The organism is Pseudomonas sp. AF32, assembly GCF_022342325.2.
Classification (GTDB): Bacteria; Pseudomonadota; Gammaproteobacteria; order Pseudomonadales; family Pseudomonadaceae; genus Aquipseudomonas; species Aquipseudomonas uvaldensis.
Genome location: NZ_RQJK02000018.1, coordinates 21,511 through 36,742 on the forward strand (window position 1 = coordinate 21,511; position 15,232 = coordinate 36,742).

The window sequence follows — 15,232 nt, forward strand, 5'->3', positions numbered from 1 at the left end:
TCGAGCCTGTGTGGCGAGCCGTCAGAACCGGGTGAATTCGGATTCGTCCGGCGCGCTGGCCATGTTGTAGGCAAAGGCCTTGGGCAGCACGGTCACCGTGGCCCGGGTCGGTTTGCGGCTGGTGGGGCCAGGCGTGTTGTCCATTTTTACCGGCAGGCTGGCCGATTTGGCCGGTGTGTCCAGGGTGAAGAAGCTCATGGCCTGTTGCAGTTGTTCGGCCTGGCTGCTCATCTCCTCGGCGGTGGCGGCCAGTTCTTCGCTGCTGGACGCGTTCTGTTGGGTCACCTGGTTGAGCTGGGTCATGGCGGTGTTGATCTGCGCCACGCCGGCGGCCTGTTCTTCGGAGGCGGCGCTGATTTCCTGCACCAGGTCCGAGGTCTTGTTGATCGACGGCACCATTTCGTTGAGCAGGTTGCCGGCTTTCTCGGCCATGTCGACGCTGCTGGAAGACAGTTCGCCGATTTCCTGGGCCGCAACCTGGCTGCGCTCGGCCAGCTTGCGCACTTCGGCGGCGACCACGGCGAAGCCCTTGCCGTGTTCACCGGCTCGGGCGGCCTCGATGGCGGCGTTGAGGGCCAACAGGTTGGTCTGGTAGGCGATGTCGTCGATGATGCTGATGCGCTGGGCGATTTTCTTCATCGCCACCACGGTCTGTTGTACCGATTCGCCGCCATCGGTGGCTTCCTTGGCGGCCTTGCTGGCCATGCCGTCGGTGACCTTGGCGTTCTCGGTGTTCTGGTTGATGCTGGCGCTCATCTGCTCGATGGAGGCGCTGGTTTCCTCGACGCTGGCCGCTTGTTCGCTGGTGGCCTGGCTCATGGATTGCGCGGTGGCACTGACCTGCTCGGAGGCGCTGGCCAGATTGTCCGCCGCGTTACGCACTTCACCGATGATATGGGACAGCTTGCCCACCATGTTTTTCATGGCGTTGAGCACCATGCCGGTTTCGTCCTTGGCGCCGTCTTCTATTTTCGCGTTCAGGTTGCCTTCGGCCAGTTGTTCGGCCACCTGTGCGGCCTGCTTCAAGGGGCGGGAAATGACCCGGGAGATGAACAGCGCCAGGCCAAGGCCGATCAGCAGGGCGGCAGCCAGTACGGCAATGATCGACAGGCGCGATTTTTCAAACAACGCCGTACCGCGCTCGCTGGCCGCGCCAGCGCCGGCATCATTGAGCTCCACCAGTTTTTGCAGGTCGGTGATGACCAGTTCGAACCGGCGCCGGGACTCGCCCTTCAGCAGCACATGGGCGTCTTCGATCAGGTTCTGCCGGGACAGCGCGAGCAAGTCTTTGCTGATTGCCAGGTAAGCGTTCCAGTCGTTGCGGGTGCTTTCGAACAGTTGCCGATCCTGGGCATTGGAGAGCAGTTTTTCGTAGGTCTCCAGGCGTGTTTCAAAACCCTTCCTGGCGTCGTCCGCTTCTTGCTCGACGGATACGCGTTCCTGCTCGGAATCGGCGGTGATATGCCGGTTTTCCTTGAGACGATAGTTTGCCGCATAGAACCGCATGCCCGAAGCCGCGCGCATGGATGGCATCCAGTTTTCGCGAATCTCGGTGGTGGTCCCGTTCACCTCGCCCAGCTGGATGATCGAGAACACCCCCATGACGGCAGTCAGCGCCAGCACCACGAGAAATGAGGTGATCAGTTTGGTGGCGATTCTAAGATCGTAGAACCATTTCATTGGGAAGTACCTCTCCATGGAGTTGCTAAAGCATCAGCGAGCGTTGGCTTGTAATTGAGTAGGGGTGTAGCGGTTTTCGATCTGGGCGATCTGGGTGAGCAACGCCGGGACGTCGAGAATCAATGCCACGGCGCCGCTGCCCAGGATGGTCGAGCCACTGATGCCGCGCAGCGCGCCGAACAGCTTGCCCAGGGGCTTGATGACGGTCTGGAATTCCCCCAGCAGGTCATCCACCACCAGCCCGGCCTTGAGGTCGGCGTAGCGCACCACCACCACGTTCTGCCGGCGCGCGGCAGGGCCTTCGTGGTTGAAGTGGTCACGCAGGTACACCAGGGGCAACACTTCGCCCCGCAGGTCCAGGTAGCCCTGTTCACGGCTGGCAGCGCCGTCGTCTTCGCTCAGTTCGATGCATTCCTGGACCATGTCCAGCGGAATCACGTAGGTGGACTGATCGATGCCGACCAGGAAACCGTTGATGATCGCCAGGGTTAGTGGCAGGCGGATGCGCACAACCGTGCCCTGGCCCGGTTGGCTGTCCAGGTCGACCGTGCCGCGCAGCAGGGTGATGTTGCGCTTGACCACGTCCATGCCCACGCCGCGTCCCGACAAGCTGGTGACGGCCTGGGCGGTGGAGAAGCCGGGCTCGAAGATCAGGTTGTAGATCTCCTGGTCGGTGGGGCTGGCACCGGGGGCGACCAGGCCGCGCTCCTGGGCTTTTTCCAGGATCCGATCGCGGTTCAGGCCGGCGCCGTCGTCGGCGATCTCCAGCACGATACTGCCCGAGTCGTGGTAGGCGTTCAGGTGCAGGTGACCCTTGGCCGGCTTGCCGGCCGCCAGTCGCGCCTCGGCGGTTTCGATGCCGTGGTCCATGGCGTTGCGCAGCAGATGCATGAGCGGGTCGCCGATTTTTTCCACCACGGTCTTGTCCAGCTCGGTTTCCGCGCCGCTGATGATCAGGTCGATGTCCTTGCCCAGTTCCTGGCTGACATCGCGCACCACCCGCCGGAACCGGTTGAAGGTTTCACCAATGGGGATCATGCGCAGACGCAGGGCGCCGTCGAGGATTTCCTCCACCAGCCCGGAGACCCGCGAGGTGGATTCTTGCAACGAATCGTCGTGGCAGTTACGGGCCAGCAGGCTGGTACCGGCGCTGGCGATGACCAGTTCGCCCACCAGATTGATCAGCTCGTCCAGTTTGTCGGCGTTGACCCGCACATAGGCGCCGTCCTTGGCTTTGCTTTCAGTGGTGACGGCTTGTCTGTCGGGGGTTGCCTGGGCAGGTGTCCGCGGGGTCTTGCGCTGGTCCGGCAGCAGTTCGCCGGTGGCCACCAGCGCTGTGTTTTCGTCGCGCTGCGCTTGGGTGGTTGCAACCAGACCGGTATTCACCAGGGCTTCGGCTTCGTCAGCGGCAACGATCTCGATCAGGCAATCTTCCCGGACGAAATCGAAAACTTCGTTGATGGCGGCGTAGCCGGCGCCCGAGCGGAAATCGATGTCGAACCCCAGGTAGCAGGATTCGGCGTCCCAGCTGTCGACCGATGGCATCGCGTCCGTCAGTGTGGCGATGTGGATGATTTCTCCGAGGGTTTGCAGGTAGCGCAGGAACGACAGCGGGTCCATGCCATTACGGAACACGTCCTGGCCAAAGCGCAGGGAGATGTGCCACAGGCGCGTTTCGGAGGGGGCGTCGGTGCCGGCTTCTTTCGCCACTTTCGGCGTCTCGTCAGGCGGAGGCGCCTGGTACTCCTGCAGGACCTGGCACAGCTCCATCTCGCGCTTGAGGGCCGGTGGCGTCAGCGTGCCGCCCTGGTTGGCGACCACATTGATCAGTTCCAGCATGTGGTCGCTGGATTTGAGCAGCACGGCGATCAAACCTGTATCCACCTCGACGCTGCCGTTGCGCAGGCGATCGAGCACGTCTTCGACAATATGGGTGAAGCTGACAATCGGCTCCAGGCCGAACAGGCCTGCGGACCCCTTGATGGTGTGGGCCGCACGGAAGATCGCACCAATGGCGTCATCGTCGCCTGGGTCGTTTTCCAATTGCAGCAGGGATTCCTCCATGGCCTGCAACTGTTCCCGTGCCTCGACGATGAACGTTTGTTGTGCCTGGTCGAGATTGATGCTCACGCTCATATCCTTTGTCGTGTAGGGCCGCGATACAGCAGAGGCTTAGGCCTGCAGACTGCACAGCTCGAGTGTGTCGGTGACGGCTTTGCTGCGACCGGTCAGCGTCAGTTCGGTACCGGCCTTGGGCGCCTCGCGCAATGCCATCAACAGCAGTTGCAACCCGGCGCCGTCCATCTCGGTGACCTGCGACAGGTCCAGCGTCATGCGCGGCATGTTGCCCAGGCAAGGCAGCAACTGAGCTGCCAGCTCGGCGGCGGTGTAGATCGTCAGTTCGCCGTCGATGCTGACCTGGGCGGTGTCATCCTGGGTTTCGTACAGCAACGGCATGGCAGTCTCCGTCGATCAAGGAAGAATCAGCTTGGAAACCGCCGCGAGCATCTGCGCGGGCTGGAATGGCTTGACCACCCACGCCTTGGCGCCTGCTGCCTGGCCTTCCTGTTTTTTCGATTCCTGGGATTCGGTGGTGAGCATGATGATCGGCGTGAACTTGTAGCTGGCCAGCTTCTTGACCTCCTTGACGAAGGTGATGCCGTCCATGTTCGGCATGTTCACGTCGCTGATGATCAGGTGCACCTTCTGGCCGGTGAGCTTGCCCAACGCATCCTTGCCATCGCTGGCCTCGATCACGTCGTAGCCGGCACTTTTCAACGCGATGCCGACGACCTGCCGAACGCTCGCGGAGTCGTCGACAACCAATACACTTTTAGCCATGAACGGCTCTCCTAAAAGAAGGTTATTTCCTGGGAAGTCTGTTGCGCACCGGAGTCGCCGTGGTGATTACGGCGCTGCTCGTCGGTGGCATAAGTGGTTTCCATGCGCGCCAGCCATTGGCGGGCGTCGATGGGGGCGGCCTGGTCGGGCGACTGGCTGGCCTGCTGCATATGCACATGCAGGTCCTCGATGTTGTCGCGCACGTGGCTGAGGATCTGGCTGACCCGATCCTGGAACTGCAGGCTGACCAGTACTTCGGTGAGTTCGTCACGGATACCGAAGCTTTCCTGCTGCAGCATGTCCGCCGATTCGGCGAGCCGTCCGGTCACGCTCTTGAAACGCTCCAGCACGCGCTGGATGCTCTCTTCGGAAGCGGTGACCGAATGGCTGTCCTGGTCCGCGCCGCTGGAGGCGGCCTGGACCAGTTGGGTAATGGCGGTATTGATGATGTCGACCTTGGCCGACATCTGCTGGCCGGTCTCGCTGGACTTGCTCGACAGGCTGCGTACGGCGTCGGCCACCACCGCGAATCCGCGCCCGGCTTCACCCGCCCGGGCGGCCTCGATGGCGGCGTTGAGGGCCAGCAGGTTGGTTTGCGCGGCAATCGCGGCGACGTCCGCGGCCATGGTTCGCAGCTCGCCCGTGTAGGCGGTGAGGTTACGCACCTGGGCCAGGGTTTCGTCGCGGCTGGCCTGGGTGGCCTTCAGGGAGTTGATGACCTGCACCAGTTCGCCTTCACTTTGCGCCAGCACCTGAACGGCGCCGCCGCTGCTTTGTCCGGCCAGCTCACCGGCGGCCAATTGCGAGGCCTGCACGGTCTCCTCCAGACGCGAGGAAATGCCGGTGAAACGGCTGGTCAACGAGACGATCGCGGTTTCGGTTTGTTGACGAGAGCTCTCCACCTGCCTGGCCCAGATGGGCATGGCACCGAGGATCACTTCGTTGAGCTGTGCGCTGGCGGCGTGGTTGGCCTGCTCGATGGTGTGCAGGTCGTGGCGCGCAGTGGCGGCGGCAAAAGCGTTATCGAACCGGCGACGTTGCGAGCGTGCGTCCCAGACTCCGGCACCGATGCCTACGGCCAGGAGCACTGCGCTCAAACCCAGGTTCTGTGCACTGGAGCCGTTGAGCAGCAGCACGCCGGCAGCGGCGACGATGGCTACGAGCACGGTGCTCCAGAGGATACGGGGTTGGGTTGGGGCGAAAGAATGACCGTGTGGGTACGACGTCATGGTTCGGTCCTTGAACAGTGTTGCTAACAGGTTATTGGCGAATAACTGGTTATCTGCGATCCCGGATATGACTTGAAGACCAGTCGTCCGATTTCCGACCTCTGTAGGCAGAAGCCTACTCAGTACGTGGCACTGTGCTATTTCAGATTAGACGCAGTTCGTGAAATGTCGAATCGGACTGACGAAGCTATTGTTCACGCGCCCTCGCCACAAAAGCGGTTCGAGTCAATTCTATGAAGTGTCGTGATTGAGCTAGATTATGGGCACCCGAATTGTCGAACCCACCATCAGAGCCCCCATGCCCGACCAGCCTCTCTGGAAAACCTATCTGCTGTTCCTCGCCCCTATGGTCTTGTCCAATTTCCTGCAATCGATGTCCGGCACGTTCAACAGCATCTACATCGGCCAGATGCTGGGCACCCAGGCACTGGCGGCGGTGTCGGGGATGTTTCCGATCCTGTTCTTCTTCATCGCGCTGGTGATCGGCTTGGGTGCGGGAGCCGGGGTGTTGATCGGGCAGGCTTACGGCGCGCGGGAAACCGGTAAGGTGAAGGCCATTGCCGGTACTACGTTGCTCTTGGGCGCGATCATCGGGCTGACGGCGGCCGTGCTCGGCAGCGTCTTTGCCCGCCAGGCGCTGCAAGGGTTGGGCACGCCGATGGATGTGCTGGACGATGCCGTGTCCTACGCCCGGGTCATGATGTGGACCCTGCCGATACTGCTGGTGTTTGTGCTGTTCACCCAACTGCTGCGGGGAGTGAGTGATACGTTTTCACCGCTGTTGGCATTGTTGGTGTCCACCAGCGTCGGGTTGTTGCTTACGCCGGCATTGATTCGCGGTTGGCTGGGGTTGCCGCAGATGGGGATCCAGAGTGCGGCGCTGGCAGGATTGATTGGCACCGCAGCGGCCATGACGATGCTGGTATGGCGTCTCAATCGCCGCGAGCATGCCCTGGCGCCGGACCGGGCCTTCTTCGCAGCGATGCGCCTGGACAAGGACATCCTCGCCAAGGTCCTGCGCATCGGCCTGCCCACGGGGTTGCAGATGGTGGTGATTTCGCTGTCGGAGCTGGTGATTCTCAGCCTGGTCAACCGTCATGGTTCGGAGGCCACGGCGGCCTATGGCGCGGTGACCCAGATCGTCAATTATGTGCAATTTCCCGCGCTGTCGATTGCCATCACCGCCTCGATCCTCGGCGCCCAGGCCATTGGCGCCGGACGCCTGGAACGCCTGGGGCCGATCCTGCACACGGGCCTGATGATCAACGTCTGGTTGACAGGCGGGCTAGTACTGCTGGGATACCTGCTGTCCCACTGGCTGTTGGGGTTATTCATCACCGCCCCGGCGGCGCGGGTCCAGGCCGAACACCTGCTGCACATCATGCTCTGGAGCCTGCTGGTGTTCGGCTTCCAGGCAATCGTCAGCGGCATTATGCGCGCCAGCGGTACGGTGCTGCCGACGGTAGCGATCTCCATTTTCTGCATCGTGGGTGTCCAGGTGCCGGCGGCGTATCTGCTGGACGCGCACTTCGGCCTGCAAGGCGTGTGGATGGCGTTTCCCGTGGCTTACCTGAGCATGCTGCTGTTGCAGACGGTGTATTACCGGCGTGTGTGGCTGCATCAGTCGATCGAGCGGTTGGTGTAGAGCATTTTTGATCACCACAAGTCCCTTTGTGGGAGCGGGCTTGCTCGCGAAGGCGGGGTATCAGTCACTGAAGGGGTTAATGACACACACCGCTTTCGCGAGCAAGCCCGCTCCCACAGAAGGATGCGCTGTCGGGTGATGTTACAGTGACCCACATTCTCACATCTCCACCGAGGATCCGATGCCAGTCAGTCTTTTACCGAGTAACACTTACCGCGCCTTCCTCTTCGACATGGACGGTACGCTGCTCAACTCCATTGCCGCCGCCGAGCGCATCTGGACACGTTGGGCCTTGCGTCACGGCGTGGACGTGGCGACATTCCTGCCGACCATCCATGGCGTGCGTGCCGTTGACACCATTGCTCGCCAGCATCTGCCGGGGGTGGATGCCGAGGCCGAGGCCAGGCAGATTACCCGCGAAGAAATCGAGGACGTGGAGGGGGTGGTGGACGTTGCCGGTGCGCAGGCATTGCTGCAAAGCCTGCCGCCCGAGCAATGGGCGATCGTCACCTCGGCGCCGATGGCATTGGCCTTGCGTCGGATGGAAGCGGCCGGCATCCCGCGCCCTCGCGTGATGGTCACCGCCGAAGACGTGAGCGACGGCAAGCCCAACCCCGCCTGCTATCGCCTGGCCGCCGAGCGCTTGCAGGTGGCACCGCAGGCATGCCTGGTGTTCGAAGATGCCCACGCCGGTATCCAAGCCGGTGAGGCGGCGGGAGCGGATGTGCTGGTCGTGACGGCAACCCATACGCATCCGCTCTTGACCCGCCACCCTTCGATCGAAGATTACCGGGGGCTTGGCGTCACGGTAGATGAAGCCGGAATGATGGGGCTGTACACAATTTCATAACCACTGCCGGCCCCCTATGGGAGCGAGCCTGCTCGCGATAGCGGCGGGTCAGCCTGCATCGATGTCGAATGTACCGACGCCATCGCGAGCAGGCTCGCTCCCACATTTGATCTGCGGTGACCCAGTCAGATCAGGTCACCACCCGATAGCAGGGCACATACGCCGCGCCGCCTGGCAGTTTCATGCGGTGCTGGGCAACGAACGCCTGGAGCAGGCGGTCGAGGGGTTCCATGATGGCGGCGTCGCCGTGGATTTCGTAGGGACCATGTTCCTCGATCAGGCGGATGCCCTTGTCCTTGACGTTGCCCGCCACGATTCCCGAGAACGCTCGGCGCAGATTGGCGGCCAGTTCGTGTGCCGGCAGGTCGCGGCGCAGGCCCAGGCCGGCCATGTTGGCGTGGGTCGGGTCGAAGGGGCGCTGGAAGCCTTCGTCGATTTTCAGCAGCCAGTTGAAATGAAAGGCGTCGTTGCGCTCACGGCGGAACTGCTTCACTTCCTTGAGCCCCTGGGTCATCTTGCGTGCCACTTCGGCCGGGTCGTCGATGATGATCTGGTAGTGTTTCTGGGCGGCCTCGCCCAGGGTCGCGCCGACAAAGGCATGCAGTTGATCGAAGTATGGCGCGGCGCTTTTCGGCCCGGTGAGGACCACCGGGAAGGGCAGGTCCTGGTTGGCCGGGTGCATCAGGATGCCCAGCAGGTACAGGAACTCTTCCGCCGTACCGGCACCGCCCGGGAAAATGATGATGCCATGGCCGACGCGCACGAAGGCTTCGAGGCGTTTCTCGATGTCCGGCAGGATCACCAGCTCGTTGACGATCGGGTTCGGCGCCTCGGCGGCGATGATGCCCGGCTCCGTCAGACCCAGGTAACGACCGCCATGGATCCGCTGCTTGGCGTGGGCAATGGTCGCGCCCTTCATCGGGCCTTTCATCACGCCCGGGCCGCAGCCGGTGCAGATGTCCAGGCTGCGCAGGCCCAGCTCGTGGCCGACCTTCTTGGTGTATTTGTATTCTTCGGTGTTGATCGAATGACCGCCCCAGCACACGACGATCTTCGGCTCCACGCCCGGGCGCAACGTACGGGCGTTGCGCAGCAGATGGAACACGTAGTCACTGATGCCCTGGGACGAGCTGAGGTCGATGCGCTGGCTGTCCAGTTCGTTCTCGGTGTAGACGATGTCGCGCAGGGCGCTGAACAGCATCTCGCGGGTGCTGGCGATCATCTCGCCGTCGACGAAGGCATCGGCCGGCGCGTTCAGCAATTCCAGGCGTACGCCCCGGTCCTGCTGGTGAATGCGGATCTCGAAATCCTTATAGGCTTCCAGGATGGTTTTGGCGTTGTCGACATGGGCGCCGGTGTTGAGGATGGCCAGGGCGCACTGGCGGAAGAGGGTATAGATACTGCCGGAACCGGCTTCGCTCAGTTGCTGGACTTCGCGCTGGGACAGGGTCTCCAGGCTGCCCTTGGGGCTGACCGAGGCGTTGATTACATGTCTTTGAGTCATTCAGCTTTCCTTGAAAACGATGCCATGCACACAGCGACGGCATCTTGTAAAAACCGTCCACGCAGAAGATCGCATGATCCTTGCGGTACCGCCATGGACTTTGATCCGGACCCGTCGGGTCGGTTGCAACGCAAAATGAGCCCCAGCATAGCTAAATCGACCGTTCAGGCGATAATGCGCGACACTTTTTTGCGCCCGTACGAGGAAATAGCATCGCGATGTTCGAAATCAAACCGTGGGACGCCGCTCTCTACCGACAGCAGACTCGACGCAGCACGCTCATTGTTGCGGTGGTGTTCCTGGCACTGGCGATGTTGCTGTCCAGCCTCGCCGTGATGCTGTTCGGCACGCCCGGGGGCGATAACTTTCGTTTCAACCTGGGGGGAGTCATTGCAGCCGTACTGGCGATGGTCGTGCTGATGCGCCTGTATTTCTGGTCCCAGCCGTGGATGGCCGCAGCGGTGTACGGCTGGCAGCTCAAGCGCAGCCTGATGAGTATCACCAACGTCATGCACCAGGTGAAGGCCGGCGTGGAGGCTGGGGATCCGGTCGCCATGAAAGTGCTGAGGTTTTATCACCTGGGACTGGCCCAGATGCATCAACTGGACGCCAACTCCAGCGCCCAGGGTTCGCTGGAGCGAGAGGCTGCCGAGCATGTGGCGGCCATGCAGGCGCTGGGCCTGGATATTCACCAGCCGCGCCTGGAGCCTGCCTGGATCGAGGCGGTGAAACGGGCTTCCAAGCCACGCTGAAACGATCCGCTCGTCGGTTTGCCAACAGGAAAATCAAACCCGCTGCGCAGGATCCCTTTCTCATGGACAGTCATGGAAAAGGAGCGACGACATGCAAGGAAAAAATACCAAGGGACGTTGGGCGGTGATATGTGCCGCGGCGGTGGGGTTGAGCGGTTGCGCGGGTGGTAATACCGATTCGTCCGTGAGCGTACCCGGGGCCGAGAAGACTCCGAGCACCATCACCCTGGAAGCCGGGGCTGGCGTGCTGCAGGACAAACCCCCGCTGCAGGCGCTGGATACGTATCTCGACGGCTTTCATTTCTACAACGGCCGGATGTCCGGGCAAATGGAAGCCCATCACTACTGCACGGCGCTGAACGAGGAAGTCTTCCAGTGCGCCATCTTCGACGGCAACACTTCCCGCGCCAAGTTGATGGGTGTGGAATACATCATCAGCAAGCGGCTGTTCGAAGGCTTGCCCGCCAGCGAGAAGCAACTGTGGCACAGCCATGCGCATGAAGTGAAATCCGGACAACTGATCGCCCCCGGCATCCCTGACGTGGCGGAAACCCGGCTGATGGAAAAGCTGGTGGGCACCTATGGCAAGACCTGGCACACCTGGCATCCCGAGCAGGGCAACCCACTGCCTTACGGCGTGCCGCAGTTGATGATGGGGTTTACCGCGGACGGGCAGATCGACCCGCAACGGGTGCGCGAACGCGACAGCCGCATGGGGGTGGACAGTGAAGCGAAGAAGCGCGCCCGGGCCCGTATCGAAACCCCGGCGGTGGATCCTGGTGCGGATGCCTGGCAGAAAGGGCGGGTGTGGCAGATCAAGGATCCGACAGGCGAACACGCCCATTGATGCCTGGAAATGAATCGGCTGGTGAGGGGGACAAGTTCTCTCGCCACCGGATCGTTATGACGGCAAGAGTAAGCCAGGCGAAGTGAAGGGCAGGATGTTTAATTAACGCACTGCTAAAGGTAAATAATCAGGGTTGTTTAAAGTGCCCCGGCACCCCATGTTCTTCTTCTGTGGGTCGGGTTCTTTTCTGAACTTGAATGTCACTGAGTTCAACGCCCTTGAGTTCGCTGAAAGAAATCCTCAGCAGGGCCTCGGCTTCGCCGACGCTGAGCGTCTCGGTGTCGGCCTCCAGCACCCGGCTGTCGGGTTGCCCGTTGGCGATAAAGCTGACAATGAATCGGTCCTGATGGCTCATGCTGACCTCGACAAAATAAGCGCCGGGGCGCAGCGGACTGCGCCCCAACGGTCCTCCGGGTTACGATTTCCTGCCGCCGCCATGGCTGCGTTCGCCACCTTTCCTACCGGCTTCGGAGGCTTTTTCCCGGTCGTTGGCAAAGTTTCCGCCCGAAGCGTGTCCACCTTTTTTGCCGGCTTCGGAAGCTTTCTCACGGTCGTTTGCGAAGTTACCTGGGTTCTTGTTTCCGCTATTAGCCATTTCGAGATTCCTCATTTTGGTTAAGCGAGTAACTGCCTCGCATTACTGTGAAAGAAAATGCCGGCGGGAAGTTTAAAAAAATCGTTTCGCTGGCGACGAGTGGTAAAAAAGTTATACAGCCGTTGCGCTTGGAAGTTGTACAGCCGCTTCGCTTGAAAGTTACGGGCGCCATGAATGGTTACAAGTGGAATATTTAAAGAGGCCAACGTCTTGCAGCCGGTCAATCGTCGCCTCCGCTGACTTTCCAGTGCTTGGCATCCGCTGGAAACACCACCTGCTCGACCCGATGCGCAATGCCGAACGCCAGAGAGTTTTCCGCCGGGATGACCCGCTCCTCGGCGCACAGGCATTTGAAAATATCCAACTGAGTGGCGGCGCCGGCGGTTTCCTTGACGTAGATCTCCACGTACCGCGCCACGTCGTTGTCCAGGCTGGACAGGTATTCGCGCAAGCGGGAATGGTCCACCGATTTCTGGCCGAAATACCAGTTCATCGGGTGGATCAAAAAGCGCGAATGAGGCGTGGTGGTGCGGTCGCTGGCGGCCAGGTACATGACGATGCCCATCGACTCGATGTTGCCGGCATTCACGGCGCGCACCGGCACGGGCAATGACTTGATGAAGGTGTAGAGGGTAAAGCCGAAATTGGTGCTGCCGCCCACTGTAGAGAGGTTGAGCATCAATGAGTCGGCGCCTTTTTCGATGGCTTCCAGACAATTGTCCCGGAAGCGTTCCGTAGTTCCCTGATCGATCTGGCAATGAAAGTGGACGATATGTTCGGACATCTCAAGCTCCTGTCGACTTCATTCGTTGAAGTGTCTGCGGATCGGCGGCGCCGTACAGTTGGGAGTTCTCAGGCTGTCGGATGTTCCTCTTTCGTACAGAGCCTAGCAGGGCCGTGGCGGATGTCTCGGACGTCGGATGTTTCGATCAGCAGGCTTCGGCGGCTTGCGCCAGCCGCTGCAAAAACATCGCCAGTGCGGCTTCTTCTTCGCTGAGACCCTTGCGTACCCGGGGTTTGGGCAGCTCTCTCAGGGCTCCGAGCAGGAAGCCCTCCAGGACGGCCGGGTGGATGTAGCATTTACGACAGACGGTCGGTGTGTTGCCCAATTGCTGGGCGACCTGGCGGACCATTTCGACGACGTGTTTCCTGGCCTCCGTCTCGGTGTCCCAGCTCAATGTGCGCAGCCCGGCCAGTGCCGCTGCGCTACCGGCCCAGGTGCGGTAGTCCTTGGCGGTGAAGTCGGCGCCGGTGAGGATCTTGAGGTAGGCGTTGATGTCCGATGAGGTGACGCTGTGGCGCTCGCCGTTCTCGTCCAGGTACTGGAACAGGTTCTGGCCGGGTATTTCCTGACAGCGCTTGATGATCCGCGCCAGGCGCCGGTCCTTGACGGTGATCTGGTGTTCGACGCCGCTTTTGCCTCGGAACTGGAAAGCGATGGCGCTACCGTTCACCTCGACATGCTTATTGCGCAGGGTGGTCAGGCCGTAGGAGCGATTGTCCCGGGCGTACTGAGTGTTGCCGACGCGAATCAGCGTCACGTCCAGCAAGGTGATGACCGTGGCCAGGACTTTGTCGCGGCTGAAGCCGGGCGTGGCGAGGATCGCTTCCAGGCGTTTGCGCAGGCGTGGCAGGGCGCGACCGAACTCCAGCATGCGCGAATATTTGTCGGCGTCGCGCACCTCGCGCCAGCGTGCATGGTAGCGATACTGCTTGCGCCCACGGGCATCTCGACCGGTGGCCTGGAGATGGCCGCGCGGGTCGGGGCAGATCCAGACGTCGGTGTAGGCCGGCGGGACCGCCAGGGCATTGATGCGCTGGATTTCAGCCGCGTCGGTGATGCGCTGGCCCTGCGGGTCGAAATAACAGAATTTGCCCCGTAACTTCTTGCGGGTGATGCCGGGGCCGCTGTCGTCGACATAATGCAGGTCGGGCGGCAATGCGTGCGGGGGCGGGGTGTCGGGCATGAAAGAATCCTTGGCGGAAGATCCGGGGAAGCCTATGGATTCATTGACCGCAGGCCGTTGCGGTCGTGCCGGATTTTTAAGCCCTGGACCTTGTGGGCGTGGCAATGGCCCACTTGTGGGAGCAAGGCTTGCCCGCGATGACGTTGGCACGCTCAACATCATCGGTACAGACAGACCGCCGTCGCGAGCAGGCTCGCTCCCACAGAGTCACACCCACAGAGTCACTTGGATGCCTCGGGGCTTACGCCAACACCGCTACTGCCTTGATCTGTGCCCACAACGATTGCCCCGGATGCAACTGCAACTGATCACGCGAGTAACGGGTGATGCGCGCCAACAGCGGGGTGCCGGCCGCTTCCAGGCGGATCAGCACATGGGCGGCGTTGTCGGCGGCCAGTTCGCTGATCACCGTGACCGGCAGGCGGTTGAGGATGCTGGTGTGGGCGTCGTTCGCCAGGCTGAGGCTGACGTCCCGTGCCTGGACCTTGAAGCGCAGTGGTCGTCCGCAGGCCAGCGGCGTATGGGCGACGCGCACCTCCAATTGACTGTCGGGGAGCGTGAGGGTGAGCAACTGATAGCCGGCGTCATAACCGCTGACGTTACCCTGGATGACCACGCCCGCGTCGTCCCCCAGCGCCAGCGGCAGGTCGAGCCGGGCCAGGGTTTCGCCAATCGGTCCGCTGGCGAGGGCACGACCGGCATCGAGCAGCACGATATGGTCGGCCAGGCGCGCCACTTCGTCCTGGGAATGGCTGACGTACACCACCGGGATATCCAGTTCATCGTGCAAACGTTGCAGATAGGGCAGGATTTCGTTCTTGCGCCGGGTATCGAGCGCGGCCAGGGGTTCATCCATCAACAGCAGGCGCGGGCTGGTCAACAACGCCCGGGCGATACCCACCCGTTGGCGTTCGCCGCCGGACAGGGTGTGCGGCTGTCGATCCAGAAGGTGGCCGATGCCCAGCAGTTCGGTCGCCTGATCCAGGCTCACCCGCCGCTGTGCCGGCGCGATACGCTTGAAGCCGAACGTCAGGTTGGCCTGCACCGACAGGTGGGCGAACAGGCTCGCCTCCTGGAATACATACCCCAATGCCCGTTGATAAGGCGGTACGAACACGCCGCGTGCGGTGTCCTGCCAGACTTGACCATTGACCTCGATAAAACCCTGCTTCGGCTGCTCGAGTCCTGCCATGCAGCGCAGGCAGGTGGTCTTGCCGGACCCGGACTGACCATATAGCGCGGTCACGCCACGGCCCGGCAACTGCACATCCAGGTCGAGGGAAAAATCCCCACGGTCGAGCTGAAAACGCGCTTGAATCATC

The 15,232-nt window shown here is 61.7% G+C and carries 14 protein-coding genes and 1 pseudogene; 4 read left to right on the top strand and 11 right to left on the bottom strand.

Features of this window, described 5'->3' with window-relative positions; genetic code table 11:
• Positions 1-21 precede the first annotated feature (21 nt).
• From EGM97_RS17390 to EGM97_RS17410, 5 genes and pseudogenes are all read right to left on the bottom strand, one after another.
• The gene (locus EGM97_RS17390) at positions 22-1,680 is read right to left on the bottom strand and encodes a methyl-accepting chemotaxis protein (RefSeq protein WP_238961794.1); all 1,659 of its coding nucleotides are present in this window, start codon (positions 1,678-1,680) and stop codon (positions 22-24) included.
• A gap of 33 nt (positions 1,681-1,713) precedes the next feature.
• Positions 1,714-3,810, bottom strand: a complete 2,097-nt coding sequence (locus EGM97_RS17395) for a chemotaxis protein CheA (RefSeq protein ID WP_238961795.1) — start codon at positions 3,808-3,810, stop codon at positions 1,714-1,716.
• Positions 3,811-3,852: 42 nt separating this feature from the next.
• The gene (locus tag EGM97_RS17400) at positions 3,853-4,137 is read right to left on the bottom strand and encodes an STAS domain-containing protein (protein ID WP_238961796.1); all 285 of its coding nucleotides are present in this window, start codon (positions 4,135-4,137) and stop codon (positions 3,853-3,855) included.
• A 15-nt stretch (positions 4,138-4,152) separates the two neighbouring features.
• Positions 4,153-4,521 (bottom strand): response regulator, encoded by a 369-nt coding sequence (locus EGM97_RS17405; RefSeq protein WP_042730627.1) that lies wholly within the window; start codon positions 4,519-4,521, stop codon positions 4,153-4,155.
• A gap of 11 nt (positions 4,522-4,532) precedes the next feature.
• Positions 4,533-5,483 (bottom strand): annotated as a pseudogene (locus EGM97_RS17410) (methyl-accepting chemotaxis protein); the annotation flags it as partial.
• A 565-nt stretch (positions 5,484-6,048) separates the two neighbouring features.
• On the opposite strand from EGM97_RS17410, the gene EGM97_RS17415 reads away from it, so the two are divergent.
• Positions 6,049-7,395, top strand: a complete 1,347-nt coding sequence (locus EGM97_RS17415; protein WP_238961798.1) for an MATE family efflux transporter — start codon at positions 6,049-6,051, stop codon at positions 7,393-7,395.
• A gap of 181 nt (positions 7,396-7,576) precedes the next feature.
• Positions 7,577-8,245: an HAD family hydrolase gene (locus EGM97_RS17420; protein ID WP_238961799.1), complete on the top strand. Its 669-nt coding sequence runs from the start codon at positions 7,577-7,579 to the stop codon at positions 8,243-8,245.
• A gap of 130 nt (positions 8,246-8,375) precedes the next feature.
• Here the strand turns inward: EGM97_RS17420 and ppnN are convergent, their stop codons facing one another.
• A complete protein-coding gene (gene ppnN / locus EGM97_RS17425) occupies positions 8,376-9,749 on the bottom strand; it encodes a nucleotide 5'-monophosphate nucleosidase PpnN (RefSeq protein ID WP_238961800.1) in 1,374 nt (457 codons plus the stop codon).
• 218 nt (positions 9,750-9,967) lie between these two features.
• Here ppnN and EGM97_RS17430 point away from each other — a divergent pair, with 218 nt between their 5' ends.
• A complete protein-coding gene (locus EGM97_RS17430; RefSeq protein WP_238961801.1) occupies positions 9,968-10,501 on the top strand; it encodes a DUF3087 family protein in 534 nt (177 codons plus the stop codon).
• A gap of 91 nt (positions 10,502-10,592) precedes the next feature.
• Entirely contained in the window at positions 10,593-11,348 is a 756-nt protein-coding gene (locus EGM97_RS17435; RefSeq protein ID WP_238961802.1) for an OBAP family protein, read from the top strand.
• Between the two features lie 127 nt (positions 11,349-11,475).
• Here EGM97_RS17435 and EGM97_RS17440 read toward each other — a convergent pair whose 3' ends face one another.
• The 5 genes from EGM97_RS17440 to modC all read right to left on the bottom strand — a co-directional run bounded on the left by EGM97_RS17440 (position 11,476) and on the right by modC (position 15,231).
• Entirely contained in the window at positions 11,476-11,703 is a 228-nt protein-coding gene (locus tag EGM97_RS17440) for a hypothetical protein (protein WP_238961803.1), read from the bottom strand.
• Between the two features lie 60 nt (positions 11,704-11,763).
• Positions 11,764-11,943, bottom strand: a complete 180-nt coding sequence (locus EGM97_RS17445; RefSeq protein WP_003182983.1) for a con-10 family general stress protein — start codon at positions 11,941-11,943, stop codon at positions 11,764-11,766.
• A 220-nt stretch (positions 11,944-12,163) separates the two neighbouring features.
• The gene (locus EGM97_RS17450) at positions 12,164-12,727 is read right to left on the bottom strand and encodes an ATP-dependent Clp protease proteolytic subunit (RefSeq protein WP_238961804.1); all 564 of its coding nucleotides are present in this window, start codon (positions 12,725-12,727) and stop codon (positions 12,164-12,166) included.
• A 145-nt stretch (positions 12,728-12,872) separates the two neighbouring features.
• Positions 12,873-13,910, bottom strand: a complete 1,038-nt coding sequence (locus EGM97_RS17455) for a DNA topoisomerase IB (RefSeq protein ID WP_238961805.1) — start codon at positions 13,908-13,910, stop codon at positions 12,873-12,875.
• 241 nt (positions 13,911-14,151) lie between these two features.
• Entirely contained in the window at positions 14,152-15,231 is a 1,080-nt protein-coding gene (gene modC, locus EGM97_RS17460) for a molybdenum ABC transporter ATP-binding protein (RefSeq protein ID WP_238961806.1), read from the bottom strand.
• Position 15,232 lies beyond the last annotated feature (1 nt).

Bases quoted from the DNA above. Each gene is read 5' to 3' on its own strand.
- EGM97_RS17435 (WP_238961802.1), top strand. From the start codon at position 10,593: ATGCAAGGAAAAAATACCAAGGGACGTTGGGCGGTGATATGTGCCGCG.
- EGM97_RS17400 (WP_238961796.1), bottom strand. From the start codon at position 4,137: ATGCCGTTGCTGTACGAAACCCAGGATGACACCGCCCAGGTCAGCATC.
- EGM97_RS17390 (WP_238961794.1), bottom strand. From the start codon at position 1,680: ATGAAATGGTTCTACGATCTTAGAATCGCCACCAAACTGATCACCTCA.
- modC (WP_238961806.1), bottom strand. From the start codon at position 15,231: ATGATTCAAGCGCGTTTTCAGCTCGACCGTGGGGATTTTTCCCTCGAC.
- EGM97_RS17445 (WP_003182983.1), bottom strand. From the start codon at position 11,943: ATGGCTAATAGCGGAAACAAGAACCCAGGTAACTTCGCAAACGACCGT.
- EGM97_RS17450 (WP_238961804.1), bottom strand. From the start codon at position 12,727: ATGTCCGAACATATCGTCCACTTTCATTGCCAGATCGATCAGGGAACT.
- EGM97_RS17455 (WP_238961805.1), bottom strand. From the start codon at position 13,910: ATGCCCGACACCCCGCCCCCGCACGCATTGCCGCCCGACCTGCATTAT.
- EGM97_RS17440 (WP_238961803.1), bottom strand. From the start codon at position 11,703: ATGAGCCATCAGGACCGATTCATTGTCAGCTTTATCGCCAACGGGCAA.
- EGM97_RS17415 (WP_238961798.1), top strand. From the start codon at position 6,049: ATGCCCGACCAGCCTCTCTGGAAAACCTATCTGCTGTTCCTCGCCCCT.
- ppnN (WP_238961800.1), bottom strand. From the start codon at position 9,749: ATGACTCAAAGACATGTAATCAACGCCTCGGTCAGCCCCAAGGGCAGC.
- EGM97_RS17430 (WP_238961801.1), top strand. From the start codon at position 9,968: ATGTTCGAAATCAAACCGTGGGACGCCGCTCTCTACCGACAGCAGACT.
- EGM97_RS17405 (WP_042730627.1), bottom strand. From the start codon at position 4,521: ATGGCTAAAAGTGTATTGGTTGTCGACGACTCCGCGAGCGTTCGGCAG.
- EGM97_RS17420 (WP_238961799.1), top strand. From the start codon at position 7,577: ATGCCAGTCAGTCTTTTACCGAGTAACACTTACCGCGCCTTCCTCTTC.